This window comes from Bifidobacterium moukalabense DSM 27321 (genome assembly GCF_000522505.1).
In the GTDB taxonomy this organism is placed as follows: Bacteria; Actinomycetota; Actinomycetes; order Actinomycetales; family Bifidobacteriaceae; genus Bifidobacterium; species Bifidobacterium moukalabense.
Genome location: NZ_AZMV01000004.1, coordinates 264,942 through 291,284 on the forward strand (window position 1 = coordinate 264,942; position 26,343 = coordinate 291,284).

Genomic DNA, 26,343 nt, shown 5'->3' on the forward strand with positions numbered 1-26,343 from the left:
CCAATAGGGAGAAAGAACGACTGTGACGGATTACTACGAAGTACTGGGCGTTGACCGATCTGCCAGTGACGATGAGATCAAGAAGGCCTATCGCAAGATGAGCCGCAAATATCATCCCGATATCGCGGGGCCGGAATTCGAAGACAAATTCAAGGAGGTCAACAGCGCGTATGAGGTGCTGTCCGACCCGCAGAAACGGCAGATGTACGATGCCGGCGTCGATCCGAACGACCCCAACGGCGGCTCAGGAGGCTTTGGAGGCGCCGGATTCGGGGACATGGGGGATTTCCTGAACATCTTCACCGGCGGCGCCTTCGGCGGTGGCACCGGGGCGGGGCCACGTCCGCGTACCCAGCCCGGTCGTGATGCCCTGGCCAATGTGACCATCGATCTGAAGACGGCCGTGTTCGGCGACACCGCGCATGTGAGGATCAACACCTTCGGCCTATGCCAGGAATGCGCCGGTACGGGCTGCCAGAAAGGCACCCAGCCGACACAATGCCCTGAATGCCATGGCAAGGGATTTGCACAACGTGTGGTCAGGACCATGCTCGGCCAGATGATGACCACCGCCCCCTGCGAACGTTGCGAGGGGCACGGCACCGTCATCGAAAACCCATGTCCCTCCTGCCTGGGGCATGGCCGTGTGCGTACCACGCGCAATGTCGGAGTCTCCATTCCCGCAGGCATCGGCAACAACACGCGACTTCGTCTTGCCAATCAGGGCGAAGTCGGCGAGAACGGCGGCGTTGCGGGCGATCTGTATGTCGATGTGCGCATCTCGTCGGATGACACGTTCACACGTGACGGCGATGACCTGCATTGCTGGATTCAGGTGCCGATGAGCTGGGCCGTATTGGGCCATGACCTTGAGATCGATACGTTCGATGGCCCGCAGTCCGTCAGCGTTCCCGCCGGATGCCAGCCGGAGGATACCGTGACCCTGAGGAATCTCGGCGTTACCCATATGAACGGCAATGGCGACCGTGGCGACCTCGTGGCGCATGTCGTGGTGCAGATTCCGACCAAGCTCAGTGATGACGAGCGTTCCCTGATGGAACGGTTCGCTGCCAGCCATGATTCGGGTGCATCCCATGTGTCGCAAAGCGCGCGCCCAACCGCCGGAACGAAAAAGGGCTTCTTCTCCAAGCTCAAGGATGCGTTGCGCTAGCGTACGGATTTTCCAAAGGGGCCCTAAAAAGGGGCCCTAAACATATCCGGGTGTTTCGGAACACATGTTCCGAAACACCCTTTTATGTAAACGGTACGGTGTGTTTCATCGCAGCAGCGACCTGCACATGGCACGATATTGGCTGACATATCCGCCACCGAAGAAGACGCAATGGCCGGCAATCGGATACAGCTGCCACAGCGTGATACGCTCCTGCCAACCTGCCTTCAGCGGATGCACCGACTGGTAGCCGTCCAGAATCTCGGTGAGGTAGGACATACCGAAAAGATTAAGCATGGCAAGATCCTCCTCACGATGACCACCATGCGCGGCAGGATCGATCAATACGGCTTCGACGGAACCGGAGTCGGCAGTCCACATCACGTTGCCACTCCAGAGATCGCCATGTACCCGCGCCGGCTTATCCATGGCCGCACGGCCAAGGATTTCAGGGAGCGCTCGAATCACCTCTTCGGTCAGATCCATATCGGCATCGGTGAGTTCTCGACGATGAATGCCGAGTTCGACCATCGGGCGAAGGCGGCCTTCCGCCAGATAGGTGGCCGGGTCGGTCCAAGTGCCGCAATCCATGGGAACCGGATCCTGCAATGGGCCGAAATAACAGGTACCCGTATAACCGTCAGGCGCCGAGCCGAAGAACTCCGCTCCGAAGTCGTGCATACGAGCCAGAGAGGCACCAAAATCATAGGCTGCCTTGGGAGTGGGGGAACAGGCGTTCACGCGTTCGATATCAAGAAAATCCTTGCCCCAATCGTAGACTTCGACCACGCGGGGACCACCGTGGGAATGCGCCTCGCCAAGCCATTGAAGGCCACGGCCCTCACATTCGAAGAAGCCGTCCGGACTGAATGCCCTGCTTTTGCGATATTTCCCCATGTCATGCTCCTTGGTATCGCATTGGTTGTGATTGATGCTCCCATTGTGTGCGCGGATTGAGACAACCCTGTGAAATCGATGGGAAATTTAGACCCCATTCGCTACGCTGGTGCTCGGAAAACAGACGAACACATAAAGAGGGTTCATGAATTTCTTCCAAGCGATTTTTCTGGGACTGGTGCAGGCACTGACCGAATACCTGCCGGTTTCCTCCAGTGCGCATATCCGCATCATCGGTGATCTGATGCTGGGGTCGGACCCTGGTGCGGCCTTCACCGCCATCATCCAGATCGGCACGGAATTAGCCGTAATCCTGTATTTCCGCCGTGACATCATCCGTATCCTCGGCGCATGGTTCGGTTCCCTATTCGGCAGGGAAGGCAAGGACTTCAGGAGCCGTATGGGCGCACATAACCGTGACACGCAGATGGGCTGGTTCATTATTCTCGGCACCATGCCGATTCTCATCGCAGGCGTGTTGTTCAAGCATGTCATCGAGACCTCACTGCGCAACCTATGGATCACCGTGACCGTGCTGGCACTGTTCGGCGTGCTGCTGTGGGTGGTCGACGCCCGCGCCAGGCAGATCAAGACCATGGAGGAGATGACCTGGAAGGATGCCCTGGTTTTCGGCATCGGCCAGATGCTTGCCTTGATTCCTGGAGTCTCCCGCTCCGGTGGCACCATTACCTTCGGCCGCGCCATGGGCTATACCCGTGAGGCGGCCGTGCGTGTGAGCTTCCTGATGGCCATTCCGGCCGTATTCGGCGCAGGCATTCTCGAGGCAGTCTCCGCGGTCAAGGATGTGGCTGCAGGCGATGCGGGCATGTTCCCCGGCTGGGGCGCCACCATCGCAGCCACCATAGTGGCCTTCATCGTCGGTTATGTGGTGATCATCGGCTTCCTGAAGTTCGTATCCACCTTTTCCTACAAGGCCTTCGCCATCTACCGCATCGCGCTTGCGGTGATCGTGGCGCTGCTGCTGATCTGCGGTGTCATCTCCCCGTTGGAGGTGACCGCGGCCTAGCCGTGCCGCGTCGCAGTCGCCCGGATATCACAGGTCCCGACCATCGTAAGGTGGTCGGGACCTTTCCATGTCTGTATCTTCCGCCATTGCGGGCGCGGATCGAATCAGTATCCGGCGAAAGGCTGGTCCTTAAGAAAAGCCTCCGCCTCACGGATGAGCTGTTCGCAGGCTGGAGCGCCGTTCGATGTGATCTCCTGGGCCTTGACACTGAGATCATATTCGTGTTCAAGCTGTCGGATGTAATCGCCGGTATGCATGTTTTCGACCATGTCATCGGCTTCCTTGCGCCATTGGGCGGCCTTTCTGGCGAGGTCTCCCTCATTAAGGGGCTGCTCCAGCAGTATGGACAGCGCGTGGATCAGTTCCAAGGTGCCCTGCATGCATTCAACGTTGTTGAAGTACTGCGGAACCGATACCCACATCGAAGTGGTGGAGAAACCGCCGTCGGCGGCAATCGCATCGAGGATGTTGGGTATACCGATCGGACCGTTGTATCTCTTGTCGAGCTCACATTCGCAGTCACCCTTGGATATGTCCAGCGGAAGCGGTCTGGTATGCGGGCAATCGGCGAACATGGAGCCTATGGTCACGACTTCGTTCACATCATAATCCTCGGCTATACGCAGCGTCTTCCGGCAATACTCCTCCCATCGGTAGTTCGGCTCCGGGGCTATTTGCGCAAGAAAGTGCAGTTCAGGGGAGACCGTGATGTCGTAAAAAGTGGTCTGCGGCCAGATGATGCGTCGATGACCCTGTACCGAGTAGATCATCGGACGGGCGACCTGGTAATCGTAGAAGCCCTCGTCGTTGATATGACGCACCTCCTGCGAATCATAACGAGAGACCAGATGGCGAATGACGTTCGTGGCCGCTTGGCAGGCATCATTCCACCCCTCGAACGCAGCAAGCATTATCGTCTTAGTCATGTTCGGCTCCTTCACACATAGGAATAAATGTAGCGCGAAATCGTGGGGTGGCAGAATGCTTATGCCATCGGTGAATAGCCTGAAACACAAGGATTCACGATTTCCATTCCTCACTTCAAGGGTGGTGTTAGGGATATGGGATTTCGCCATGCGACACGCTGACTTGCAAATCACATGGATGTGGTTATAGTAGATACTCGTGCTCAGGCAGTGATACTGCAGGGAACATGCGGACATAGCTTAGTTGGTAAAGCGCAACCTTGCCAAGGTTGAGACCGCGGGTTCGAGTCCCGTTGTCCGCTCTAAGGTTCCGATATGTCGACCTTTGTGGTGGGTTAGCCAAGCGGTTAGGCAGCGGCCTGCAAAGCCGTATAGACGAGTTCGACTCTCGTACCCACCTCTCATGAAACAGGACCATCTGTTCTGTGAAGTGAATACGACCCGGGCGGTTGGCGCAGAGGTAGCGCACTTCCCTGACACGGAAGGGGTCACAAGTTCGAATCTTGTATCGCCCACTGGAGTCTGACTCCTTATAAATCAAGACTCCTTATAAATCAACATGGGTGATTGGCGCAGCGGCTAGCGCACTTCCTTCACACGGAAGGGGTCATAGGTTCGATTCCTATATCACCCACCATGGGCCGTCCTTGAGGGCGGCTTTTCTGTTGGAACTACATTATTCGTCAGAGCGTCTCCTTGTACATGGATGACAGCTTTTGGAAATCGGCAACCAGATTCCGATGCGCATTTCGGGCTGATAGATGGGTACGAGCACGTCGGATGGCCAGCGGAACACCTGGATGGTACTGCGACTGGTTGGGGGTCGCGACGGAAGGCGTGAAATATAGCCACGTGAAATATAGCCGGACAGGATTGCCGGTCGGCGGCTGAGTCCCTGTCCGCAAGGCACCCATCCGCCACATGCCCACGCCTATAGCGAACAGTGTTCCTCCTTGCGTCGAAAAAACGGTATGTTCATGTTCGGCACGGTCTTTTGGTTCAGGAGAGGTCTTCCGACTGTTCCCAACAGGCCAAGGCGGGAACGGACTCCACCTTGGGGCGGGTACCGTTCCATGTGTTCCTTGTTGTATATAGAAGACAAAGCCCAGGAGAGTCACTTATGGACGGGAAAACTTCCGAAGCATTGCCGCGGGTGTTGCTGCCTTGCCCGAAATGCCATCGCCGTCCGATTGTGGAACGCTGCAGGGACTCGCACGGGCGCCCTGCTTGGAGATACCGGTGTCCGAGGAGGTTTCTGCCGCACGGCAGAGGCGGTGCCGATGTGGACGTCCATATCGCCGCGAGCCTGTGGAACATGGCGGTTGGCATGTATCTGGATCCCGATTCATGCCAATGACGGCATTCGATATTCGGTCGTTTCGGATGATTGCGCATGTGAACTCGCTGGCAGCATAATCCTGTCGATTAACAAAGGGATGTGGTCATCCGCGACTCGAGGTTCGCCTATCGGCCGTTCCTGTTCCGATGACGCTTGTAGAGACGTGTGAGGGTCATGATGCAGAAGACGAATCCGGATATGATCAGGAGCAGCAGTGACGCGCGGCGTAGCAGGAAACCCGAAAGGGCTCCCATCATTATCAGTGGTGCCGAGAAAAGAAACGTATAGCCTCCCATGTCATCCATCTCCAAACCAGTGATGTTGTTCCAGACCTCTTTGAAGAGTATCTCCAACCCGGCTCCCGCAAGGAACAGGAGCAAGGAGATGCCCATGAGAACCAGTACGGGAGTGTAGTAGCGGAAATACTCTTTCATGACATGTTTTCCTGACCTTTTATGGTTTTTGACTCTCCTTGCAGGAAATATTTGAATTATATCGAACATGTTGCGATCGCACGCTGGTATATGACCGGTGAAACCTCGACCTCGGACTGGAATGGGCCACGGAGTTTTCCGACCTTTTCTTTTGCTAAATGTCAAGAAGAACCGACGAAAATACAATAAATCGAACGAAGAGACCATGACTTTCACCGAATGGGCCTCTATAGTGGACAACGTACACAACAGAAGATAGCGGGGCGCAGGGTGCGCCACAGAATATAAACAAGTAAGGAAACAACATGAACGACAACAAGATCTTCTCCGCGATCAAGCGCGGTTTCGAAATCAACGGTCTGATGGCGGTCAACACTCCGGCTGCGGGCAGGGCTCTGCACGAGCTGCTCAACAACCGCTGAACCGGTCCGCCACGCAGCTTCACAACACAACCGACATCGGTGATCGATAACAGACAGTCTTAATAGGAATCGAGGAACACAACATGAACAAGAACAAGATCTTCTCCGCGATCAAGCGCGGTTTCGAAATGAGCGGCATCAACACCCTGTCCATGGCCGCCGGCTCTCCGTCGGTAAACAAGGCCCTGCAGGAGATGCTCGATCAGCAGCGCTGAAACTAGTCGCACATCCGTTCGATCGCCTGACGGCACATTTGGTGCCGTCAGGCGATTTTCATGTTTTGGTATGGTTCGCGGCATTAGAATGGGCGGTTATGAACGAATCGTTGAATCTCAACCAACCAGTCAAAGATATGGGCCCGAACGAGCTGAAGGCCTACGCCACACTGGGAGGCAAGCAACACGACGAAGCGAACAAGGAGCTGGAACGTCGTTGGCGTAGTTATGACGATATGCTGCCGCATGACGAGTTCGTGTCGATCATCGACAAGGCGGCGCGTGAAAGCAGTGTATGATTCGTGACCATGGCCCAGACAATGCAGGCTATTTGCAAAGGGAATGTATAGAATGGCGAGTATGACTGATCCGATTCCAAGCGCAGGCGAAACGACCATCATCGGTCTTCCTGCAATCACTGTACCGGTAACCTCCACTGGCGATCGTCCTCTGACAAAGGAGGATCTCGATACGATCATGCGTCTGTCCGATGGCACGGCGTTGCTGATTTCAACCAGGGGAGCGGTTTCCGGTTCACGCTATCTGCTCGATGAAGATGAGATTACCGTGGGCCGCGATCCGCGTGCGGACATTCTGTTGGATGACTCCACGGTTTCACGTTCCCACGCCGTATTCCGCAGGGTCAATGGCGCGTATTCCGTCATTGATGCCGGCAGCCTGAACGGTACGTACGTGAATCGCCAACGCGTCGACCAGAAGCAGCTGAACAATGGCGATGAAATCATGATCGGCAAGTTTCGCCTGGTCTATTTCACCAACTCCGCCGTCATTGCCTGATATCCCGCATGTTGCGGGATAGACTGTGAACAGCAGCATCGCGCCCATGGGCTTCGTACGAATGCTCATGGGCGTAGCCATATGTTCATAGGGAGAACGCGATGAGTGATGCAGAGTCAACAACGCAGTTGCGTCTGCGCGCGCCGCATGTGGTACAGGGGGAGTTGTTTCCCGTGGCCGATATGCAGGAAGTCACACGAGGCTATCGTGGCACCGTGGCGTCGAAGGTGGCAGGGATCACCTATCGGCAGCTTGACTACTGGGCACGAAAGCAGATCGTGGAACCATCCATTACGCCTTCGCACGGATCCGGTTCACGGCGACTGTATTCGTTTAAGGATGTGGTGGTTCTGGCGGTCTCCAAGAAACTGCTGGATGCCGGCATCAACCTGCAGAACGTGACCACGGCCATCGGATTCCTCACACAGCGTACGACCGAACAGCTGGAGGGCATTACCATCATGTGCGATGGTCAGGAAGTACATGAATGCACCACCAGTGAGCAGATGATCGAGCTGTTGCAAAGCGGTAAGGCGATATTCGGGGTGTCCGTGGGCTCGTTGTGGCGGCAGATCAGGGATGCGCTGGAACATGAGGAATATGTCGACCTGACGAAACTGCAGACCGGTATGGACGGCAAACGGCCAATCGATGACATTGCGGCCATGCGCATGCGGAAAAAACTTGAGGCGCAACGTAAGGCCAGGGCCGTCGGTAGATAGATGTGACCATGGGCCTTGTGTAAGATGGCAGCCTAGGCAATCGAATGGTTATGAGATAGACATCAGGGGAGTGGCGCATGCTCGATATTCTGCCGGCTCTGCTTTGGATCATCGCCGCCGTCATAGCAGTGAACATTTGTTCGATTTGTTCGATTCGTGGCGGCCTGTTCTCGCATAAGGACCGCCCGGTATACCCGGTGCGCTGGTCGATTATCGGATTACATTTCACATCATTGGTGATCGGGGCGTTGCCATACCCGCTGTATTCCTTATTCAGGGAAAACATGGCGATGCGATTCCAGCGCTTTTACGAACATCTGGGATGGCCGTCCGCAGCGGTTATGATTGCGCTGATCGCCGCCGAGCTGGCGTTCATGTACCTACAGGCCAGAAAAGGCATGAAAAGCGAAATGGAACGCAGACTCAACCAGACCGGCAAGCCTGCCGACGAATCCGAATGATGATGTCTGCGGCCAGCGAGGCGAGACCGCAAGAAAACGCCCGGTTATGTCGGGCAAAGTCCGAAGGGACGTGCCGATATAACCGGGCTACATCATGAAGAGACCGATCAAAGATTGTTTTCTGACATAACGTACATTATCGGTAGTTTAGTTGAAGTACTCCTCGACGGCCTGAGCCAATTCATCCACGGTGTCGATGATGCGATATGCGCCGTGCTTCTGCAACTCGCCAGGTTCGGCGTAGCCCCAACCGCATCCCAGGCAGTCCAAACCGCACGCCTTTGCGCCGTCGGCATCGGTCCAGCGGTCGCCGACCATCAAAGCCTTGTCTCCGGCGGACTCGTCATAGCCGATGTGATCGAACGCCCAGCGAATCACCTGGTCCTTGTCGAGGCGGGAATTATCCTTGCTGGCTCCATAGATGCCGTCGACCATGGTATCGAGATGGAAATGTTCGCAAATCGGAATGCATTGGTACTGCGGTTTGCAACTGGCGATGACCAGCTGGTATCCGTCCGCGCGCAACCTGGCGAGCTGTTCGGGAATGCCGCCATAGATGGTGTTGTTGAGGCGACCTGGCACTTTCTGCCCTGGATTGTTGGGATCGTCAAACACCGCTTCGTCGGCGTAATATCTACGATAGATCGCCACGCCCCTGTCGAGCTCATCGTCCGGAATGCCGTTGCGTTGCATGGATTCGCTGATGGCGGGACCGATGAAGCGTTGCAGTTCGTCGTCATCGGGAACCGGATACCCCATCTCCTGGAAGGCTCTGACCACGCAGCCGATAATACCCGGGTCGGATTTGGTCAATGTGCCGTCGAGATCGAGCAGTACGACTTTCATCGGGTGTTCAGACATGAGGTTTGTTCTCCTCTGGTTCCTTGATTGTGTTGTGATACAGGCAATAATTATGCCCGGCCGTGATGACCGGGCAGGGCGTTCAGGTGTTGTTCAACCGCAGGTCACTCGTAATCCGGGAACCAGCCGTCACGATGCATCTGCAGACGCTTTTCCAACAGGGTCTTGAGTTCGTCCTCACTGCGACGCTCCAGCAGCATATCCCAATGGGTGCGGGTCGGCTTGCTGATTTCATCGGCCTGACGATCCTCGTCGCCTTCACGATGCGCTACCGCACCGCAGCGGCATTCCCATTCGTCGGGCACTTCGGCGCCTTCAGCGAAAGGCAGAATGGTTCGGTGGCCTTTCGGACATACATATGCGATGTCATTGCGTGCCGCGAAATCCACGTTGTCATCGGATTCCAGCGATTTCGCGCCGATGCTCATGCCTCGCAGACTGCGTTCTGCCATATTGCCTTTGCCTCCTTGAATCGTTGCTCTGTCTACGCTACAGAACAGTTCGGACGTGTTGATTATTCCAATGACTCTGGTGTTCGGACGGGTGTCAGTCGACTCCTGAATACGCGACGATGCCACGATTCACGGCTTCCATTGCCTGTCTGGCCACCGTGGCCAGCGTTCCGGCATGTTCCGCCAGATACGGTTCGGCGACGGCGATCTGCTGAAGTACATCGGCCAATCGTTTGCAGTTGCGCACGAAATCACCTCCGGTCAGGTCGGTGCCGTACAACACATGCGACAGGCTCTCGCCCCGGGCCCATTCGTAGACGATGTCGGCGATGCCGAAATCGAGCGGCCTGGGCTCATCAAGGGCATGGTCTTCGCACAGCATGGCGATCTTCGCGTGTATGCCGCGCAGCTGCGCCGCGCAAACGGCCACGTTGCCTTGGATGCCGCCGGGATAATGGCGTGGCTCTCCCCCGCTCCCCCCGCGTGCCTCATAGATGAGTGACGATACGACACTGGCCAGTTCAGGCGCGTCAAGACCTTCAAAGGCCCCTTCATCGATCGCCTGCGCCAGCACCAGATCAAGTTCGCTGTACAGATGGCGCAACAGCTGACCATGCTCGGTCAGTCGGTAGTCCACGTGCTGTGACTGAGCTGAGCCGTATTCCAGATAGCCGAGTTCCTCCAGCACGGTGCAGATGTGGTCGAATTGCCGCGCCACCGACCCGGTGCGTGATTCGTAACGATGCCGCACGCGTTCCAGCTCGCGCATCTCACGCGCCCAACGATGCCCCCATTTGAGATGCTGCTGCAGATCGGGGCATTTGCGGCACGGATGGTTGCGATCCAACTTGCGCATCGCCGCGATCTTCGCATCAAGATCCATAAACGCATGGCTGCGTTCGTTCTGGGTACGAAAAACCTCATGCTTGAGCCGACGGCGTTCGTTCTTCTCCAGTTCGCTCAAGCGCATGCGCAGACGCATGAAATCGGTGAAGTCGCCGAATTCGCAGGTGAAGGCACGTTCGTAACCTTCCAGGGCCTTTGTCAACGCATCCATCTGGGCTTCGAGCCGCCAGGCCGATTCATTGGCCTCCCATTGCGCGAACGAATGATCAAGCGTAACGCGGGCCGTTTCGTAGTCACTGGAGTTCAGCAGGTTGACGGCCATATTGAAGGTGGGTCTGAAGCTGGAATGCAACGGGTATACACGTTTGCTGGACAACGCGGCGGCGGTGGCCGGTACAAAGCCGTGATGATCGACAACCACGGCATGGCCGATGGTGTCGATGCCACGGCGTCCCGCGCGGCCCGTCAACTGGGTGAACTCCCCCGGTGTGAGGCCGACATGCCCGGTGCCGTCATATTTTTCAAGTTTTTCGACCACTACGCAACGCGCTGGCATATTGATGCCCAAGGCCAGCGTCTCCGTGGCGAACACCATTTTGACAAGCCCCTCTTCGAACAATCGTTCGACGATTTGACGGAACAGGGCGATCATGCCGGCATGATGCGGCGCGAAGCCCTCCTCCAACGCGAAACGGAACTGCGAGAAATGCAGGGCCTTCAGATCCTCCTGGCTGAGCTGACCCTCAATCATCTCATCGACGATACGTCGGATGCGGCGCACCTCATCGCCGTCGGTCAGCTCCAATCCGGCGTTGATGCATTGTTCGACGGCCCGATCGCAGCCATTACGGGAAAAGATGAAATAGATGCCGGGCAGCATATCGAGAAAGTTCAGCTCGTCGACCACGGCCCAGCGCTTGGGGGTATGGCGTTCCGCCTTATGGGAGGGTTCCTGCCCTCGCCAGGTGCCCTTTCCCTTGCCCCTGCGCCTATCGGGGCGCTGCTCCCCTTGCCTGCGTGCCGCCTGGCGATCGAGCTGGTCGAGACGATTCATCAGCTGCGCGTTGAGCTTGACGGTCTGATCGCCGTTCGCGTCACGGCGATACAGGTCAATGAGTTCCGGCTCGGTGCGGTCATCCGCCTGCACGAGTACGTGCTGCTCCAACGGAACGGGGCGTTTCTCCGAAACGACCAGCTTGGTATCCCCTCGTACTGAGGCTATCCAACTGGAAAAATCCTCGACATTCGACACCGTGGCGGAAAGACCGATGATCTTCACGCTTTGCGGCAGATGGATAATCACCTCTTCCCATACCGGTCCGCGGAACCGGTCCGCAAGATAGTGCACTTCGTCGAGAATCACATAACGCAGCGCCCCAAGTGTCATGGAGTGCTCGTACAACATGTTGCGCAACACTTCGGTGGTCATGACCACGATGTCGGCTTCGGAGTTGATGGACGTGTCTCCGGTGAGCAGGCCCACCCTATCCGGCCCATACTGATCCACCAGATCGTGGTATTTCTGATTGCTCAGCGCTTTGATCGGCGTGGTGTAGAACGCCTTGACATTACGTTCCTGAGCTAGATATATGGCAAAATCAGCAACTACTGTCTTGCCCGCTCCCGTCGGAGCGGCCACCAGCACATTGCTGTCGGATTCCAGCGCCTCATTGGCCTCCATCTGGAAATCGTCAAGCTCGAATGGCATGGACTGCGCGAATCGCGCGGCGACCGTGGCCTGCCTGCGTTGGGTCTGCTTGAATGCGGCATAGCGTTGTGCCGGTGATGGCTTCATGGTCTCGTCGGTGCTTGCAGCATCCACGGAACCGTTGTGCCGGTGACGATGATGAGTCATGATTCCTTATAGGTATTGCTTAATCGTTGAAGTGGTTCCAGCGACCCCACTGAGCGGCATGGCGCTCACGTTTCGCCTCGCGACGTTTGATGACCTGAGCATGGGCGTCTACGTAGCGATTCGCGGCATCCTGCAATGGTCTGGTGAAGAAAGGCGCGGAATTCGCCTCCTCCTCGGGCAGCGTATTCTGCATGGCCCCGAAGCGTTCGCCGACACGGCCTCCCACCTGCGCAATGTCTTTGAACGCATGATAGCCGTGCAACACCACATAGATGCATCCCGCGACGATCATTGCCAGCATGAACAGAACAAGCAGAAGCCAGATCCACCAAGGCATGTCGTTCTCCGATCAGTCTTCGTTCTCATGACCGCCGATGCTGAGCTCATGCTGGGCTCGCGCGACGATCATCGTGCGCAGGGTCTCCGGCGCAACCGCGGTGATATGACGGGCATGTGCGATGCAGAAGGCGACATACCAAGAATCGGAGGAGACAATCAGATGCACCTTTTTGCCATCCCCGCACTGCTCGACGGTGGCGCCGGGAAGACGGTCGATGAATGGCAGATCGGACTGATTGGTGATGAACACGGCTGCGGTGCCGTTATCGAAGCTCCATTTACGCAGCTCGGATACTGGCACATCCGGAATATCGACCTTTTCGATCGGTTCGACCAACTCGGCCTTCTCAATGCGCGAGATGCGCAGCACCTGCCAGATGCGAGGCTTGCCATTGGCCTTATTGATGGTGGTGTCTTTCCTGACGAACCGCAGCCTGTCCTTCGGCGCGGCATTGGCCACGTCGGTCCATACCGCAACGAAATACACACCTTCATCGACGAAGATCTTGTCGGGGGCGACAAGCTTGCGACGGGTGTTTCCGGCACCATCGGTGTATTCCATGTCAAGCAGGGCACCCTTTGCGATGGCGTTCTTGACGATGGAGAAGCTGCGGGGTTCCATTTCATAGCCGGTCAGGCTGAGCCAAGGCATCTGACCTGGCTCGACGTGCTGGCGCAGACGACGATACAAGGATTCAGCCTGGCTGCGTTGCCTATCCGGCAACAGCGGCGAATGCGCCAGATAGCTCACCGAAGCGGTCAGCATGCTCAGATACTGCTGGGAGATGCCGGCGAGGCGCTCCAGCCCCAGTGAATTCGTGGCGGATACGATGCCTTCGGCATCCAGCAGGGACCAATCGATATCGAAGAACTGGCTACCCGCCATTTCACCATCATCCGACACCGTGGTAAGCGTGTTGATGTCCTTATGGATGACGTTGACGTACTTCTTCATCTCATCATCGGATTTCGGCTTGCCGATGAAACGTTCGGCAAGCTCCTCCAACGAGTATTCCTCGCCGAGATGCGCCGACAGGAACAGCATCAGACGCAATCTGCGGTCGACTTCGCTGCCGGTCTGGAACGCGGAATTCTTCTTCTGGCGGCCCTTGCCTTCCTCCGATTCGTCATCATCCGCGCTCTTGCGGCTGATTTCCGGAGAGACGACGGTGGAGCGATTGGCACCGGCGGATTCATCGGCCGGCTGGAACTGTGTCGCGGCGTTCAGACGGCGGTTGAACGCATCAACGGCCTCCTGCGGGCTCACGATGCATGCACCCGGGTGGCTGAGCACGAACATGGCCAGGTCATCCGAATCGGTGTAGGCGACATTCAGATGCTCGCCGTCGACATCCACGGTTGCGGCGAAACGGCGTTGATCGACCACCTTGACGAGTTCGTCGGGAATGGCCTGCGTACCAAGGCCCGGAGCGATGGAATCAAGCCCGAGACCCGGAATCGGGGTCTGAGGCACACGCGGTGCCGTACGGGAGGTGTGTTGCACCTGCTGCACGGGGGTCGAGGAAATCGACATGGAACGAGCCAGATAGTTCGCCGCGGCAAGCACGGGAAGGTCTTCCTGCGCGAAACGCAGCCGAACACGCGGCTCATCGCCCAATTGCAGACGATACGAAGCGAAATCCTGGCCTTCGGATTTCGAAGAATATTCCGGTTGTCGGGATTCGATGGCGATGCCCATGGCGGCCAGTTTGGCGCGGTCGCGCTGAAATTGCTTGGCGAATGCCGCCTTCGCCGCCTGGTCGGCCAGCTCGCCGTAGGAATCGGCGTACGCCTTCACGCGCTGGGCGATCTGACGGGAGGTGAGCCATTGCGGGAAAGCTGAAGACAACACGGCCAATACGTCGAGCTCGTGCTTGCCCCATTTGTCGGAAAAACGCCGCCTTCCGTTACTGCCCTCTGCCATTAGTCCTCACGTCTCGTTAACGTTTCGTTGTAAGTGTGTGGTCCACATGCCACACCTCATTCCATGATAGAGGGTTTTCGCGTATATCGCGTTCAATTTACGAAAAAACAACGTTTTTCGTGTTGGGCATAGCCTTGTTTCAGACCCAATCATCCGGCTCGACGCCTTGCGGCCCAACGTATTCGCCATTCGGTACATAGCTCGGCTCACCCTGATCGGAAAGCCGCGCGTCGCCGAACATCATGACGTCCCTGCCAAAGGTCCAATCCCCTTCGATGGTCACCGAATTGGCGGCGGCAAGCGAAGGCACGGAATACGGGAAACGTGTGTCGAAATCATGGATGTTCTTGTAGTAGTGCGCGTCGAGATGCACCGTGGGGAAAATGTAGTTGCCGTCCTCCATCTCATACTGGTCGGTCAGATGGAAACGGTCGGAACGCATGATGAACAGATCGTCCGTGGTCTTGACCGGCAGGAAACGCATACGATCCACGCACACGCAGGTCGCACCGTCGAACAGCGTGACGGCTGCACCCATGGCGGTTTCCAGTTGGATGACCGGTTCACTGGTCGGATCGGTGGGATCCACGGTCTTCCTGTTGCGAATCACCGGCAGCGGCAATACGCCGTCATACGCGGCAAGCTTGGCTTTCAACGCATCGATGCGCACCCAGATGCTATTGGTGTTGAAGTACGGATATTTGTCGATGTTCTGTGCGTCATCCTTGTCGTCGGGATGCACTTGGCTCATTTCGCGCAGCATAAGACGTCCGGTCGTCTTATCGCGTACGATGTGGCCGCCCTTACGGTCGGCCGGCGTGCGTTTGGCTACCTCGATCATGAACGGCGCACCGGTATTCTCGAAATGCTGGGCGAGCGTACGCGAGGGACGTGCCCCCAGGTTGTCGGAGTTCGAAATGAACAGATACTTAAAGCCCCGTTCCTCGAGCTTGTCAAGCAGGCCTGACTCCCACACGGTGGAGAACAGGTCTCCATGCCCCGGCGGGCACCATTCAAGTTCGGGATTCGAGGGGAATGAGACCGGTGAACCGGTCTTGGCGCTGATTTTCGGCTCCTGGTGCTGTATGATTTCCATCGGAATCTCATCCTGGTGGAATTTCTTGTTGGTCCGCATCACCTTCATGGTGTCGTCGGACGTACGGAAGGAATTCATCAGGGTGAGTGGAAGCTCCACGCCCAGACGGGTACGGGCGGTGAGCACCTGACCGATGATGATGTCGATGAAACGCATCTGACGGGCCTTATGTCGGCGTACCGGTAGCAATGATTTGGCGCAATCCAAGCCCATGGAGGTGCCAAGGCCGCCGTTGAGCTTCAGGAAGGCGGTCTGTGCGAAGGCGTCGACCGCCTTGTCATGGTTGATGGTCTCGTACACGTCATGAAAGCTCGGCACGCCGGTAAGCGGTTCGACCTCATCCTCACGAATCCAGCTGCTGGCCTCCTCGTTACGCCAGACCTCATACAGGCGTTTGAACTGGGCGATGGCCATATCGGTCATTCCGTGTTCCCGCATCTTTACGGCGGACTGTTCGAATACGTCCTCAGTCAATGTGGTTCCCTTCCGCATCGGGCATCATCTCTAGTAACAGTGTAGCCATCTTACGGCACCTCACGGTTATCGGGGGTAAATGACCACGCGACGGTGTGCGATTCATCACAAATGACACACGTACGACATCTGCGCGACACGTTGCGTTTGAAAATCACCAGGAGATATGCTAAATTTCTCACTTGGTGCTTTGCACCGTTCGGACCATAGCGCAGTTTGGTAGCGCACTTGACTGGGGGTCAAGGGGTCGCGGGTTCAAATCCCGCTGGTCCGACCAAAAACGGCGGAATTCCAACGATTTCAGGACCTTCGGAATGCCGCCGTTTGCGTATGTTTGGGCAAGTTTGGGCAGTCTCCGCTCTTGCTTTGCCTGGATTTGGCGGATGCTTATCGGCCTTGCGTGTATAGGTGTATAGGGCCTTTTTGACTTGTCTGGCCTATTCGATGGCAGAACGGAATCGCCGGTTCGTGCGAGTGGCCGGCGATTCCGCTCCTCGTTCATTTGCTGGTCAGGAAGTTCTGTATCTCCTCAAAGGCGACGCTGATATTGTCGATCTGGCAATGTAGAACGCCGCCCGTCTCTTCGGTGAACAGGCGTGTCGTCAGCTTTCTGGCATTGACCATCCGTGCTTCCATCTCTTTGAGCCGATAGCTCGGAACGTACATATCATGGCTTCCCGCCAGTAGCAGGCAGTCCTGCTTGATGAGTTCCAGATAGGGCGAGATGTTATGCCGTTTGATCTGGTTTATCATGTCGAACGGATTGGTCTGCCCCGTTATGTTCTGGCCATGCTGCACCATCCATCTTAAGTTGAGATCGTTCGTCATTCTTCGGCCGATCACCCTATTGATGAGCGTTTTTTTGTTTGAGCAGGAGACCTATATTCAGCAAGGAATATTCCACCGGACTTGTTTGCAATTTGAGGGTATCCATTGCGGAGTAGAAGATGTCAAAGGCGATGCATTTATTGATTCGTTGTTCACGTGATGCCGCCTTCAAAACGAAGTAGCCGCCCCAGGAAAGGCCGATGGCGTCCACCTCCTCCAATGCAAAATAGTCCAGAACCTGTTTGACGACCTTTTCATAATCCGCCTCCAAATAAAGTTTTTGGAAGGGGACGGAACCTTGACCGGGGCCATCGAATAGTAACAGGTTATAGTCCACGTTTTCTTGCAGAGGCAGGAACCAAGACACCAGTTCCTCCATATAGGAATCGGACCCACCTATTACCAGAAGAGTTTTCGTGGCGTTTTCCTTGGGAATGAAGACGGCTGGCAAATAGCCATTGGAGTAGGGGATGCGGTGAAATTGGAATCCGTCATTGCTGTGGAATAATTCAAGACAATCCCTATATTTTAGATAGGTTTCTTGCTTGCGGGTGTCATCAAAGTTAAGATAAAATAGGCTGGCCCGATAATAGGTCATGGCGATTTCGAATTGCCCTATCGATCGGTAATGTTCCGCTCTTTGGGACCACCATTGATACCATGTTTCGAAATCATGGTCAATCTGACGGATCGTTTCAAGATCTTCCGCGATGGTCGGATATCTTTTTTTCAATTCACCCGTCAGTCTGAGAATCTGAAAATCGAAATTTTCGATTCCTGTGTATTTTTCGATGGTCATACCGCTCCTCTTTGGCATTCGTTACGATGGAGACGTATCAACACAGTAACGAATGCGTGGCGAGATACAAGTTCTGACCTTACAAGAGCCACTGATCCGATCCGAAAGTGGCGGCAGGAATCGGAATTTTGCGGCTGTACGCTATACAGGTGGTAACACGAAATAATGACGCCGAGTAGAAGGAGGAAACGGAGAATGAATGGCAAGGAGTGGCAAATAGAGACCTCCAAAACGAAGATTGTGGACGCTGTTTTTACGCTGTTGCCCGATAACACGTTTGATGAGTTGACGTTGAATGAAATATTGAATGAGGCGGGAGTCTCCAAGCGTACGTTTTACCGTTATTTCAAGCATAAAGATGACATTTTGGAATTTTATTATGATCAATTCGTTACGAGATACTATCAACTGAAAGATGAGATCATAAGACAAACATCACTTAAGAAGATGATGATCATTAATCTTGATTATTTTTTCAAGAATAGGGAACGATTGAGACTATTGATCAGGGATCGTAGGCACTACCGCTTGATAGAGAATTTCAATCGGGTGAACGAGCGAATGTATATGGGAAGCGCCGTATGGAAGCGTATCAGGGCGGATGAGCCTGATCTTTCCTTGGATGATATGTATTATTTCACAGTCGGTGGTTATTCCAATATTATTATCCATCGGATTATGGAAGAGAATCCTAAGAGCTCTTCTGAAATCGCCGATGATATCTTTAGGGCGCTCGGCGAACTCATCAAGGTTTTTCAAATGCCCAATAGAAAACGCCCCGCCTGATTCGCTGCACTATAAGCATCGGTAAGCCTCTTCGGAAACGAAATGGAGTACGGATCGCCGTCCGAACCGTCCTCATGCACCGTCATCCATAAGCCAAGCGGCCGCTGGTACGTCAGCTTCGTCACCCAGGTCAAGGAACAGGACTACGCGCCATTCGACAGAAAAGCCACGATGGATTTATTGGGGCGAGCTCGGCAGCATCGTCTACGATGACGGCGAACGCCGCCGCATCCGTAACCCGAAGGAACCGTCACATCGGATCAAAGCACTCCGGCGGCAGCAAAGGAAACTCTCCCGCCAGCGCAAAGGCTCCGGCTCCGGCCGGTACGAAAAGCAAAGGCGCAGGATCGCCCGACTGTATGCCAAGGCGGGCACCCCTCACGCATGTGGAGGAGGTGCCCGCCCGGGTCCGGATCATGGACCGGATATCAGAGACCATGGGCGTCCAAAGCCGATTCGGACACGGGCTTTGGCGCGGACTGTTTCAGCGCGTCGCCCGCCGCATGTCCCGCCACGACACTGTTCAACAAGCCTTTCAGGTCGATGCCCAGGGACTGTGACAGTCCCTCACTGATTTGGCTCACATTATTGACGGTTTCGCCGACCAGCCTGGTGCCGTTGCCGTCTCCGTACATGGTGATGTGGTCGACCTTGGTCAGCGGCTCGGCCGCCGCCTTGACCATTTCGGGCAGGATGGCAATGTACTGCTGGGCGAGGATGAACGTGTTGTTCATGCTGTTGTACGCGTCGCCTTGGGCGCGGATGGCTTCGGCTTCGCCGACGCCCCTGGCGCGTGCCGCCTCTCCCTCCGCGCTGCCGCGCACGCTGGTTGCGTGGGCGTCGGCGTCTGCGGTGGCCTGGGTGGCTTGCGCCTCCTGCTGGCGACGATACAGTTCGGCCTCCGCGCTCTTCCGTGTCGCGTAGAGTTCCGCGTCGGCCTTCTGCTCGGTGGCATAACGGTCGGCTTCGGCCTGCTTGCGGACGGTCGCGTTCAGCTCCTGTTCCTTGACCTCGGCGTTGCGCTGCGCGAGTACGGCCCTCTTTTCCGCGGCGGCGATTTCCGCCTCCTGCTCCTTGACCTTCAACGTCTTGGACTGTTCGGCGGCCGTGATTCCCCTGACCGCGTCGGCTTCGGCCTTCGCCTTGTCCGCGGCGGTCTGCAGTTCCGCGTTCTTCAGGTCGAGCTCGTTCTGGCGGATGGCCACGTCCTGTTCGGCCCTAATCGCCGCGAGCTTCGCGTTCCGTTGGATTTCCGCCGCCATTTCGGCGCCCATGTTGACGATGACGTTCTGCCGGTCGGTGAAGTCCTGGATGTTGAAGGTGGTCAGTTGCAGGCCGAGCCGTTCCATGTCGATTTTGGCGCTTTCGGCAACCGTGGTGGCGAATGTGTCACGGTTCTCCATCAGCTCTTTCAGCTCGGTCTTGCCGATGACCTCACGTAGTTTGCCGAGAAGGACCTGGGTCACGTCCTTCTCCATCTTGTCCTTCGACTGGTTCAGGTAGTTTTTGGCCGCGTTCTCCAGTGCCTTGATCCGCTTGCCGTTTTCGTCCATGGTCATGGTTTCGGAGGCGATCTGGAAGTTGGCGACCGCGTTCACGTCGATGAGGATCGCGTCCTTGGTCGGAATCGGGGTGTCGGTTTTCAGCAGGGACTGGACGGCTCCCAAGCTCAGCCAGTCCACCCGCATGATGAACGGGATGATGAATGCGGCGCCGCCTGATACGAAGCGGCGTCCGCCTGGACCGGTGATGACCATGACCCTGTTGGCCGGGCACACCTTGTAGCTCGCAGTGGCGAGAACGATAATGAGAACGACGGCGACCACGCCGATTATCAGTGCTGTCGGCAACTTCTTTTCCTTTCTTCGGAACGCCCCGCATGTGCGGGGACCAATGCAACCGGCAGAGCGTAGGGATTCAGGCCCGGTATGCCCGCATGAGCAGGGCATACACTTCACCATACACCGGAGTGAAACGGGCACCCCCGTATATGCGACGGACATAAGTCCTAGATAATCCTTTTGTCTTTCAGTGTTTAAATGAATGTTTTTCCGAGATTTTCTCCTAGAAATAGTAAGATATCCTAAACTAACGATTGATGACCTTTCGATAGGCCACTACCACGAGGGCGACGAAGAACGGGAAAGCACATGGGCGACTACGGGCAGTACAGCGAACAGCAGAGACATCGGCGAAATCCTCCCCACGACAATCCGAACGTACCGCCGCAAACCGCGGCTCCGCCACAGTTCAACCAGCACGGTGAGCCGATCCAAGACCAATACGGCCGGCCCATCACGAACCAGCAGGGATGGAATGCCTACGGGCAAAGGCCGTACAACCAGTACCCGCAAACCCCGTACACATACTCCACGCATCCGCCGCAGGTCGCGGCCAAGCAGCCGACGACCAAGATACCGTATATCGTTCTCGGCGTCATCGTGCTGCTGATGATTGGCATGTGCGTTTCCTGTTCCATCATGCTCGGACATACGGTAAGGCACGAGGAACAGGCGCTCACCACTACGGCGCGAAGCTCCTGGTGCACTACCGCGAATGCTCAGCCGACCACGGGTCTGGACTCCGATAAGGCATTGCGTGAAGCGGAGCGACTGGCGGATGAACACCGAGGCGAGTCACGATCAGGCGTCTGCTCCACGCTCATAGGCGAGTTCGATGAGCCCACCGCAACATGGGCATTGAACAACATCAATGCCAACTGGGGTCGAAACGCCTTGCGTCGTGCGGAAATCAGCGGATTCAAATACAACGATCCATCAGAGAAGAACGACAGGAAGTTCATCACCTCGGGATTGAAGTATTCCGGCTTCTCCCAAGCCGATATCGACTACGCGCTCGCCCACTGGAACGAGACCATAGGCGACGGCGCCAGCGGCGAAGACGATTCACAAAACTGAGCGGACTCACAAAACCGAGTGAAGGAGAATGGAATGACGCAACAGCAACCCGGACGGCCATCGCCTTACGTATGGCCGCCGCAACAGCCATACAACCAGCCACCGCGCAAGCCGTACAAGCGCATCAGCGGCGGCGGCGTCGCGGCGATTGTGATCAGCGTCATCATGGTGCCGGTACTCATCATCGTGCTTCTTTTCGGCGGACTGACCCTCTACATCAGCCAGAGGTCCAGCGCCATCATCGATGAGGCCACAAGCAGGATGCAGAGCGACGACAACAAGCCGAAAGCCGGAAGCATCGACCTGTGGTACAACATCAAGGAACGTCCCACCTACCAGGACGCCATCGACTACATTCATAATCTTTCCGAGAGCGTCACCAGCGCCATCGAGACCGATGCGGATGGATTCATCAAGCAAAACCAGATGGAATGGTCCGACAGCACCAAGAAGTACATTCTCGACTACGCGGCCATTCTTCTGAAATATGACAACTATAAAAAATTCCGACGACTCGGTGTACAGCGTGCAGACCAGCGAATTGGACAATATCATCGCCGCCCGGAAAAACGATGTCATGCAGGTCGAGCGGCATTTCAACAACCATGAGGCACTGGGTGTGACCATCACGCTCACCGGCGAAAACGGTGAAACCTACACGACCGATGAGGCCAACACCGCCACCTTGAAAAAGACATGGCCGGAACTTGAGGCACAAGTCGCCGCCTACCAATACAACGGCAACGACTGGTTGCAAGCCGCGAAGCAGGCGGCGAGCCTGGCTGAAATGCAGATCGACTGGAATTTCGATGACCTGTACAAGGCATGTCCGTCCGGAACCAACCTCACCAAAAACAGGACACAGGCCGCATACTGCCCCACCACGCCGAATCTGCTGTATGCGAATACGAGCATGCCCAACTGGGACAATGCCTATGCGCTTGCCACGGTCAAACACGAGATAGCTCATCATGCCATTCACATGAGATGCGGCGTGATCAGTCCCCAGAACGTGGTCATCAATGGTGTCGACCGCACGGAGGCGGTAACGCAAAGCTACGCGGTCATGTTTCTGGGAGCCGACGAGAACGAACTGAGGCGAACGATGGGTGACGAATACAAGTTCGATGAGACGACGAACCGTGTGGCGCAACAGATTCACGACGGCCAATGCAAGGCTTCCTGATAGAATGAAGCCAAAACCATGTAATCAGATGTGATGGGGCGGCCTTGCCTCCCTATGATTTCGGGTTTTCCATGCTCGGGAAGAATATCTGTGATGTGAGGTGATTGACTTGGGGCCGAAGGAGAGGCAGCCGCAATTCGATGACGTCGACGATTTGGCGCATGTCTTTGACGAGCATGCCCGGCAGGAAGACGAATGGAAAATCCGATTGCCCAAGGAACTCGGCATTGAGGCTCGCGAAAGGGCAAGACACGATGGCATCACGCTTACCGAACTGACCCGCAGGGCCTTGGAACGCGACGGTTCTGATACGTGCGACGATAAGGTGCGTCTGGGACGCATGCCGAAAAACGGCGACGACCGCGAACAGCTGGGCGATGAATGGAAAATCCGACTCCCCTACGATCTGGGCCTGCGGGCGCGCCGTCGTGCCGAACAGGACGCCATTTCGCTGAGCTCGCTGGCACGACGAGCCGTCAGCGGATACCTCGAGTCCCGCGATGAGGAGGAGACACCGCTGTTCTGAACGGAATGCGACATGATTCGCATGCGGCGGCGATGGCTGCCCACCCCAGATGAGGGTGGACAGCCATCTGTTGTTTTACTTGCGTTTCTTCTTCTCGCGAATGTTCACCGAAATCTGGATCGGAGAGCCTTCGAAGCCGAATTCCTCACGCAGACAGCGTTCGATATATCGGCGATAGCCATGTTCCAGGAAGCCGGTGGCGAAGATCACGAAACGTGGCGGACGCGTCGAAGCCTGCGTGGCGAACAGAATACGCGGCTGCTTGCCACCACGCAACGGGTGCGGATGAGCGGCCTGAATCTTGCCTAGGAACGCGTTAAGCTTACCTGTCGGGATGCGCTTATCCCAGGATTGCAAAGCGTTGCGCATGGCATTGGCAAGACGGTTGGTATGCCAACCGGTCTTGGCGGACAGATTCACACGCTGCGCCCAGGTCACGCGGTCGAATTCGGTCTTCCACAGACGCTCCATGCGCTGACGATCGAAATCGTCCATAAGATCCCACTTATTGAACACGAGCACAATGGCACGGCCTGCGTCCACGGCCTGACTCATGACCTTCAGGTCCTGATCGGAAATCGGCTGCGAAGCATCGAAGAGCACTAGCGCGAGTTCGGAGCGTTCGATGGCGGCCTGCGTGCGCAGCGACGAGAAATACTCCGCGCCGGACAGTTTGTGCAGGCGCCGTTTGATACCGGCGGTATCGATGAACAGCCAATCCTCGCCGTCCACGGTCACTACCTCATCAACCGGATCACGGGTGGTTCCGGCCAGATCGTTGACCACGGAACGTTCCTCGTGCGCCAACTGGTTGAGAAGCGAAGACTTGCCCACGTTCGGGCGGCCGACCAGAGCCACTCGGCGCAAGTGCGACGGAGTGAGGAATCCGGAGGTCCTCTTCGCCTTCCTCAACGATTCCAGCGCGGCATCAAGCAATTCTCCGATGCCGCGCCCGTGCATGGCGGAGATGCCATAAGGCTCCCCCAGACCCATCTTCCAGAATTCGGCGGTCAGATACTCGCTCTCGCGGTCGTCGACCTTGTTCACCGCCAACGTCACCGGTTTGCCGGAGGCACGCAGCATCTTCACGATACGTTCGTCGGTGGAGGTAAGACCTACCTGGCCGTCGACCACGAGCACCACGGCGTCGGCCAACTGCACGGCCACCTGCGCCTGCGAGGCGATGGCGGACTCGATGCCTTCAACGTCGGCCTCCCAGCCACCGGTATCGACCAATTTGAAGTCGGTGCCGGCCCATTCCGCGTCGTAGCTCACACGATCACGGGTCACACCTGGCGTATCCTCCACTACGGCTGCGCGCCGGCCGAGGATACGGTTCACCAGCGTGGATTTGCCCACGTTCGGGCGGCCGACCACGGCAAGTACGCCCACCGGCTTCGGACCGGCCTGACGTTCGCCACCAATGAATGAGGAACCGTCGATCAGACCCTCGTCGCCCTCGTCCAGCTCATAGTCGTCCAAGTTGGAGACATACTGACGATATTCCTGCTCTTCGATGGCATCGTCGACGATACGTACGAGCACATCCAGCGTCTCACTGAACTCCAGGTCGGAATTATCGACGGTGAGCACGCCTTCAGCCGCGGAGGTGAAATTAGTGACCTTGGAATCGGCTCTGTCCCGTGCCGCGACGTTCTCCGTGCCCACTCCGGAGGAGGACTGTCCCGTCCGGCGGGCCTGACGCACTTCTTCACGGGCGGTGAGCAGGATTCTCACCTCGGCATCGGGAGCCACCACAGTGGTGATGTCGCGTCCTTCAGCGACCACGCCAAGGCCTCCCGAGAAGGAGTCCGCCGAAGCCTCACGCGCGATATAGGCACGTTGCGCCGCAATCAGCACATGGCGCACCGGAATGACGTTGGATACCTTGGAGACATGGGATGATACCTCGGAGGAACGGATTTCGGCGCTGATATCAACGCCGTCCGCAGTGACCTTCGGATCGTCCGGATCGACGCTGATGTCGAAATGCCCCTCGGTGAAGAACTCCCCCACGGTTTCGGTGATCAGCCGCTCGTTCACGGGTTCGGCATCCAGATCGATACCCTTATGCAGGCACCACCATGCGCAGGCACGGTACATGGCGCCGGTGTCGAGATAGGCGAAGCCGTAGTACTTGGCCAAAGCCTTGGAGGTGGAGGATTTGCCCACTCCGGCAGGACCATCGATGGCTACACGGATCACAACCCCACCGCCTTTGACAGGGAACGTACCTCGACCTGCGAAAGCACCCGATACGTACCGGACTTCAGGTCGCCGAGCTTGATCGGGCCGATCTGCGTACGGACCAGACGCCTGACCGGGAAACCGATCGAACCGAAGATGCGGCGTACGATACGGTTCTTGCCGGAATGCAGCACCACCTTCACCAGCGTGCTGTCACGGCTGGAATCGAGAATGGCGCAACGATCGAGTTTGATCCATCCATCGTCGAGCTGCACGCCGGTGGTGACCAGACGGCGGCAGACCGTGCCGCTGATACGGCCTTCAAGCGTGGCGATGTAGGTTTTCTCGACTTCATACTTGGGATGCATGACATGCTGGCTCAGTTCGCCATCATTCGTCATGAGAATCAGACCCTCGGAATCGTAGTCCAAGCGTCCCATGTGGAAGATGCGCTCGTATTTATCGCCGACGATATCGCGCAGGGTGTAGCGGCCCTTCGGGTCATCCATGGCGCTCAGCACGCGCTTGGGTTTATTCAGGGCGAGCGTGACATGATTGGGGTTCACGCGAACGCGGGAACCATCCACTCGAACCTCTTGGTGCTTCGGATCGACTCGGGTACCGAGTTCGGTGACAAGTTCGCCATCGATCTCGACACGTCCGTCGGTGATGATTTCTTCGCATTTGCGGCGGGATCCGAAGCCTGCCTGTGCGAGCAGCTTCTGCAGGCGGATACCTTCATTGTTATTGTCATGCGCCTTGGCGGCGCGGGAATATGCGTTTGGCATCGTTCTCCCAACGTGGCCGGATAGATAATCGGATTTCGATGCCATGTACCGCTCTTGTAGGAGCTG

At 56.5% G+C, this 26,343-nt stretch carries 26 protein-coding genes and 5 tRNA genes; 17 read left to right on the forward strand and 14 right to left on the reverse strand.

Features of this window, described 5'->3' with window-relative positions:
* The first annotated feature begins 22 nt into the window (after positions 1 to 22).
* Positions 23 to 1,171 carry a molecular chaperone DnaJ gene (gene dnaJ, locus BMOU_RS05175; protein WP_034875459.1) on the forward strand — a complete coding sequence of 383 codons (1,149 nt, stop codon included), beginning with the start codon at positions 23 to 25 and terminating at the stop codon, positions 1,169 to 1,171.
* 105 nt (positions 1,172 to 1,276) lie between these two features.
* On the opposite strand, the gene BMOU_RS05180 is transcribed toward dnaJ, so the two are convergent.
* Positions 1,277 to 2,068 (reverse strand): fructosamine kinase family protein, encoded by a 792-nt coding sequence (locus BMOU_RS05180; protein WP_034875461.1) that lies wholly within the window; start codon positions 2,066 to 2,068, stop codon positions 1,277 to 1,279.
* 145 nt (positions 2,069 to 2,213) lie between these two features.
* On the opposite strand from BMOU_RS05180, the gene uppP reads away from it, so the two are divergent.
* Positions 2,214 to 3,095, forward strand: coding sequence for an undecaprenyl-diphosphatase UppP (gene uppP / locus BMOU_RS05185; RefSeq protein WP_034875462.1), 882 nt, complete (start codon positions 2,214 to 2,216; stop codon positions 3,093 to 3,095).
* A gap of 104 nt (positions 3,096 to 3,199) precedes the next feature.
* On the opposite strand, the gene BMOU_RS05190 is transcribed toward uppP, so the two are convergent.
* Positions 3,200 to 4,021, reverse strand: a complete 822-nt coding sequence (locus BMOU_RS05190) for a PAC2 family protein (RefSeq protein ID WP_034875464.1) — start codon at positions 4,019 to 4,021, stop codon at positions 3,200 to 3,202.
* 229 nt (positions 4,022 to 4,250) lie between these two features.
* Here BMOU_RS05190 and BMOU_RS05195 point away from each other — a divergent pair.
* The 4 genes from BMOU_RS05195 (at position 4,251) to BMOU_RS05210 (ending at position 4,658) form a co-directional block, all read left to right on the forward strand.
* A tRNA-Gly gene (locus tag BMOU_RS05195) sits at positions 4,251 to 4,323 on the forward strand.
* Between the two features lie 27 nt (positions 4,324 to 4,350).
* Positions 4,351 to 4,421, forward strand: a tRNA-Cys gene (locus BMOU_RS05200).
* Positions 4,422 to 4,464: 43 nt separating this feature from the next.
* Positions 4,465 to 4,536, forward strand: a tRNA-Val gene (locus tag BMOU_RS05205).
* Positions 4,537 to 4,582: 46 nt separating this feature from the next.
* Positions 4,583 to 4,658: transfer RNA gene (locus BMOU_RS05210), tRNA-Val, on the forward strand.
* An 827-nt stretch (positions 4,659 to 5,485) separates the two neighbouring features.
* Here BMOU_RS05210 and BMOU_RS05215 read toward each other — a convergent pair.
* Positions 5,486 to 5,863: a hypothetical protein gene (locus tag BMOU_RS05215; protein ID WP_235143713.1), complete on the reverse strand. Its 378-nt coding sequence runs from the start codon at positions 5,861 to 5,863 to the stop codon at positions 5,486 to 5,488.
* 436 nt (positions 5,864 to 6,299) lie between these two features.
* On the opposite strand from BMOU_RS05215, the gene BMOU_RS11700 reads away from it, so the two are divergent.
* From BMOU_RS11700 to BMOU_RS05235, 5 genes are all read left to right on the forward strand, one after another.
* A complete protein-coding gene (locus BMOU_RS11700; protein WP_268744945.1) occupies positions 6,300 to 6,431 on the forward strand; it encodes a hypothetical protein in 132 nt (43 codons plus the stop codon).
* 98 nt (positions 6,432 to 6,529) lie between these two features.
* A complete protein-coding gene (locus BMOU_RS05220) occupies positions 6,530 to 6,730 on the forward strand; it encodes a hypothetical protein (RefSeq protein ID WP_034875468.1) in 201 nt (66 codons plus the stop codon).
* 61 nt (positions 6,731 to 6,791) lie between these two features.
* Positions 6,792 to 7,229, forward strand: a complete 438-nt coding sequence (locus tag BMOU_RS05225; RefSeq protein WP_033488966.1) for an FHA domain-containing protein — start codon at positions 6,792 to 6,794, stop codon at positions 7,227 to 7,229.
* Between the two features lie 101 nt (positions 7,230 to 7,330).
* Positions 7,331 to 7,951, forward strand: coding sequence for a MerR family transcriptional regulator (locus BMOU_RS05230; protein WP_034875472.1), 621 nt, complete (start codon positions 7,331 to 7,333; stop codon positions 7,949 to 7,951).
* 77 nt (positions 7,952 to 8,028) lie between these two features.
* On the forward strand, positions 8,029 to 8,412 hold the full coding sequence (locus BMOU_RS05235; RefSeq protein WP_034875474.1) for a hypothetical protein: 384 nt from the start codon (positions 8,029 to 8,031) through the stop codon (positions 8,410 to 8,412).
* Between the two features lie 147 nt (positions 8,413 to 8,559).
* Here the strand turns inward: BMOU_RS05235 and BMOU_RS05240 are convergent, their stop codons facing one another.
* The 6 genes from BMOU_RS05240 to BMOU_RS05265 form a co-directional block, all read right to left on the reverse strand.
* Positions 8,560 to 9,273, reverse strand: coding sequence for an HAD hydrolase-like protein (locus tag BMOU_RS05240; RefSeq protein WP_034875477.1), 714 nt, complete (start codon positions 9,271 to 9,273; stop codon positions 8,560 to 8,562).
* 104 nt (positions 9,274 to 9,377) lie between these two features.
* Positions 9,378 to 9,725, reverse strand: a complete 348-nt coding sequence (locus BMOU_RS05245; RefSeq protein ID WP_003841738.1) for an RNA polymerase-binding protein RbpA — start codon at positions 9,723 to 9,725, stop codon at positions 9,378 to 9,380.
* Between the two features lie 94 nt (positions 9,726 to 9,819).
* Entirely contained in the window at positions 9,820 to 12,426 is a 2,607-nt protein-coding gene (locus BMOU_RS05250) for a DEAD/DEAH box helicase (RefSeq protein ID WP_034875479.1), read from the reverse strand.
* A 19-nt stretch (positions 12,427 to 12,445) separates the two neighbouring features.
* A complete protein-coding gene (locus tag BMOU_RS05255; RefSeq protein WP_034875481.1) occupies positions 12,446 to 12,763 on the reverse strand; it encodes a hypothetical protein in 318 nt (105 codons plus the stop codon).
* Between the two features lie 12 nt (positions 12,764 to 12,775).
* Entirely contained in the window at positions 12,776 to 14,689 is a 1,914-nt protein-coding gene (locus BMOU_RS05260; protein ID WP_034875483.1) for a helix-turn-helix transcriptional regulator, read from the reverse strand.
* Positions 14,690 to 14,828: 139 nt separating this feature from the next.
* Positions 14,829 to 16,277 (reverse strand): UTP--glucose-1-phosphate uridylyltransferase, encoded by a 1,449-nt coding sequence (locus BMOU_RS05265; protein WP_034875485.1) that lies wholly within the window; start codon positions 16,275 to 16,277, stop codon positions 14,829 to 14,831.
* A gap of 182 nt (positions 16,278 to 16,459) precedes the next feature.
* On the opposite strand from BMOU_RS05265, the gene BMOU_RS05270 reads away from it, so the two are divergent.
* Positions 16,460 to 16,536: transfer RNA gene (locus tag BMOU_RS05270), tRNA-Pro, on the forward strand.
* Positions 16,537 to 16,757: 221 nt separating this feature from the next.
* Here BMOU_RS05270 and BMOU_RS11400 read toward each other — a convergent pair.
* Positions 16,758 to 17,087, reverse strand: a complete 330-nt coding sequence (locus BMOU_RS11400) for a hypothetical protein (RefSeq protein WP_200864823.1) — start codon at positions 17,085 to 17,087, stop codon at positions 16,758 to 16,760.
* Positions 17,088 to 17,103: 16 nt separating this feature from the next.
* Positions 17,104 to 17,886 (reverse strand): alpha/beta fold hydrolase, encoded by a 783-nt coding sequence (locus BMOU_RS05275; RefSeq protein ID WP_200864824.1) that lies wholly within the window; start codon positions 17,884 to 17,886, stop codon positions 17,104 to 17,106.
* 195 nt (positions 17,887 to 18,081) lie between these two features.
* Here BMOU_RS05275 and BMOU_RS05280 point away from each other — a divergent pair, with 195 nt between their 5' ends.
* On the forward strand, positions 18,082 to 18,672 hold the full coding sequence (locus BMOU_RS05280) for a TetR/AcrR family transcriptional regulator (protein WP_081738500.1): 591 nt from the start codon (positions 18,082 to 18,084) through the stop codon (positions 18,670 to 18,672).
* Between the two features lie 428 nt (positions 18,673 to 19,100).
* Here the strand turns inward: BMOU_RS05280 and BMOU_RS05285 are convergent, their stop codons facing one another.
* Positions 19,101 to 20,522 carry a flotillin family protein gene (locus BMOU_RS05285; RefSeq protein ID WP_200864825.1) on the reverse strand — a complete coding sequence of 474 codons (1,422 nt, stop codon included), beginning with the start codon at positions 20,520 to 20,522 and terminating at the stop codon, positions 19,101 to 19,103.
* A gap of 300 nt (positions 20,523 to 20,822) precedes the next feature.
* Between BMOU_RS05285 and BMOU_RS05290 the strand changes: the two genes are divergently transcribed.
* The 4 genes from BMOU_RS05290 to BMOU_RS05305 all read left to right on the forward strand — a co-directional run bounded on the left by BMOU_RS05290 (position 20,823) and on the right by BMOU_RS05305 (position 23,302).
* Positions 20,823 to 21,590: a hypothetical protein gene (locus BMOU_RS05290; RefSeq protein ID WP_034875487.1), complete on the forward strand. Its 768-nt coding sequence runs from the start codon at positions 20,823 to 20,825 to the stop codon at positions 21,588 to 21,590.
* 33 nt (positions 21,591 to 21,623) lie between these two features.
* Positions 21,624 to 22,199: a hypothetical protein gene (locus tag BMOU_RS05295; protein ID WP_034875489.1), complete on the forward strand. Its 576-nt coding sequence runs from the start codon at positions 21,624 to 21,626 to the stop codon at positions 22,197 to 22,199.
* Positions 22,168 to 22,776, forward strand: a complete 609-nt coding sequence (locus tag BMOU_RS05300) for a hypothetical protein (RefSeq protein WP_034875491.1) — start codon at positions 22,168 to 22,170, stop codon at positions 22,774 to 22,776. The genes BMOU_RS05295 and BMOU_RS05300 overlap by 32 nt, the downstream gene beginning before the upstream one ends.
* A gap of 100 nt (positions 22,777 to 22,876) precedes the next feature.
* On the forward strand, positions 22,877 to 23,302 hold the full coding sequence (locus BMOU_RS05305) for a hypothetical protein (RefSeq protein WP_034875493.1): 426 nt from the start codon (positions 22,877 to 22,879) through the stop codon (positions 23,300 to 23,302).
* Between the two features lie 75 nt (positions 23,303 to 23,377).
* Here BMOU_RS05305 and der read toward each other — a convergent pair whose 3' ends face one another.
* Both der and BMOU_RS05315 read right to left on the reverse strand, forming a co-directional pair.
* On the reverse strand, positions 23,378 to 25,507 hold the full coding sequence (gene der, locus BMOU_RS05310) for a bifunctional cytidylate kinase/GTPase Der (protein ID WP_034875495.1): 2,130 nt from the start codon (positions 25,505 to 25,507) through the stop codon (positions 23,378 to 23,380).
* Entirely contained in the window at positions 25,504 to 26,277 is a 774-nt protein-coding gene (locus BMOU_RS05315) for a pseudouridine synthase (RefSeq protein WP_034875496.1), read from the reverse strand. Before BMOU_RS05315 ends, der begins: the two co-directional genes overlap by 4 nt.
* Positions 26,278 to 26,343: the final 66 nt, after the last annotated feature.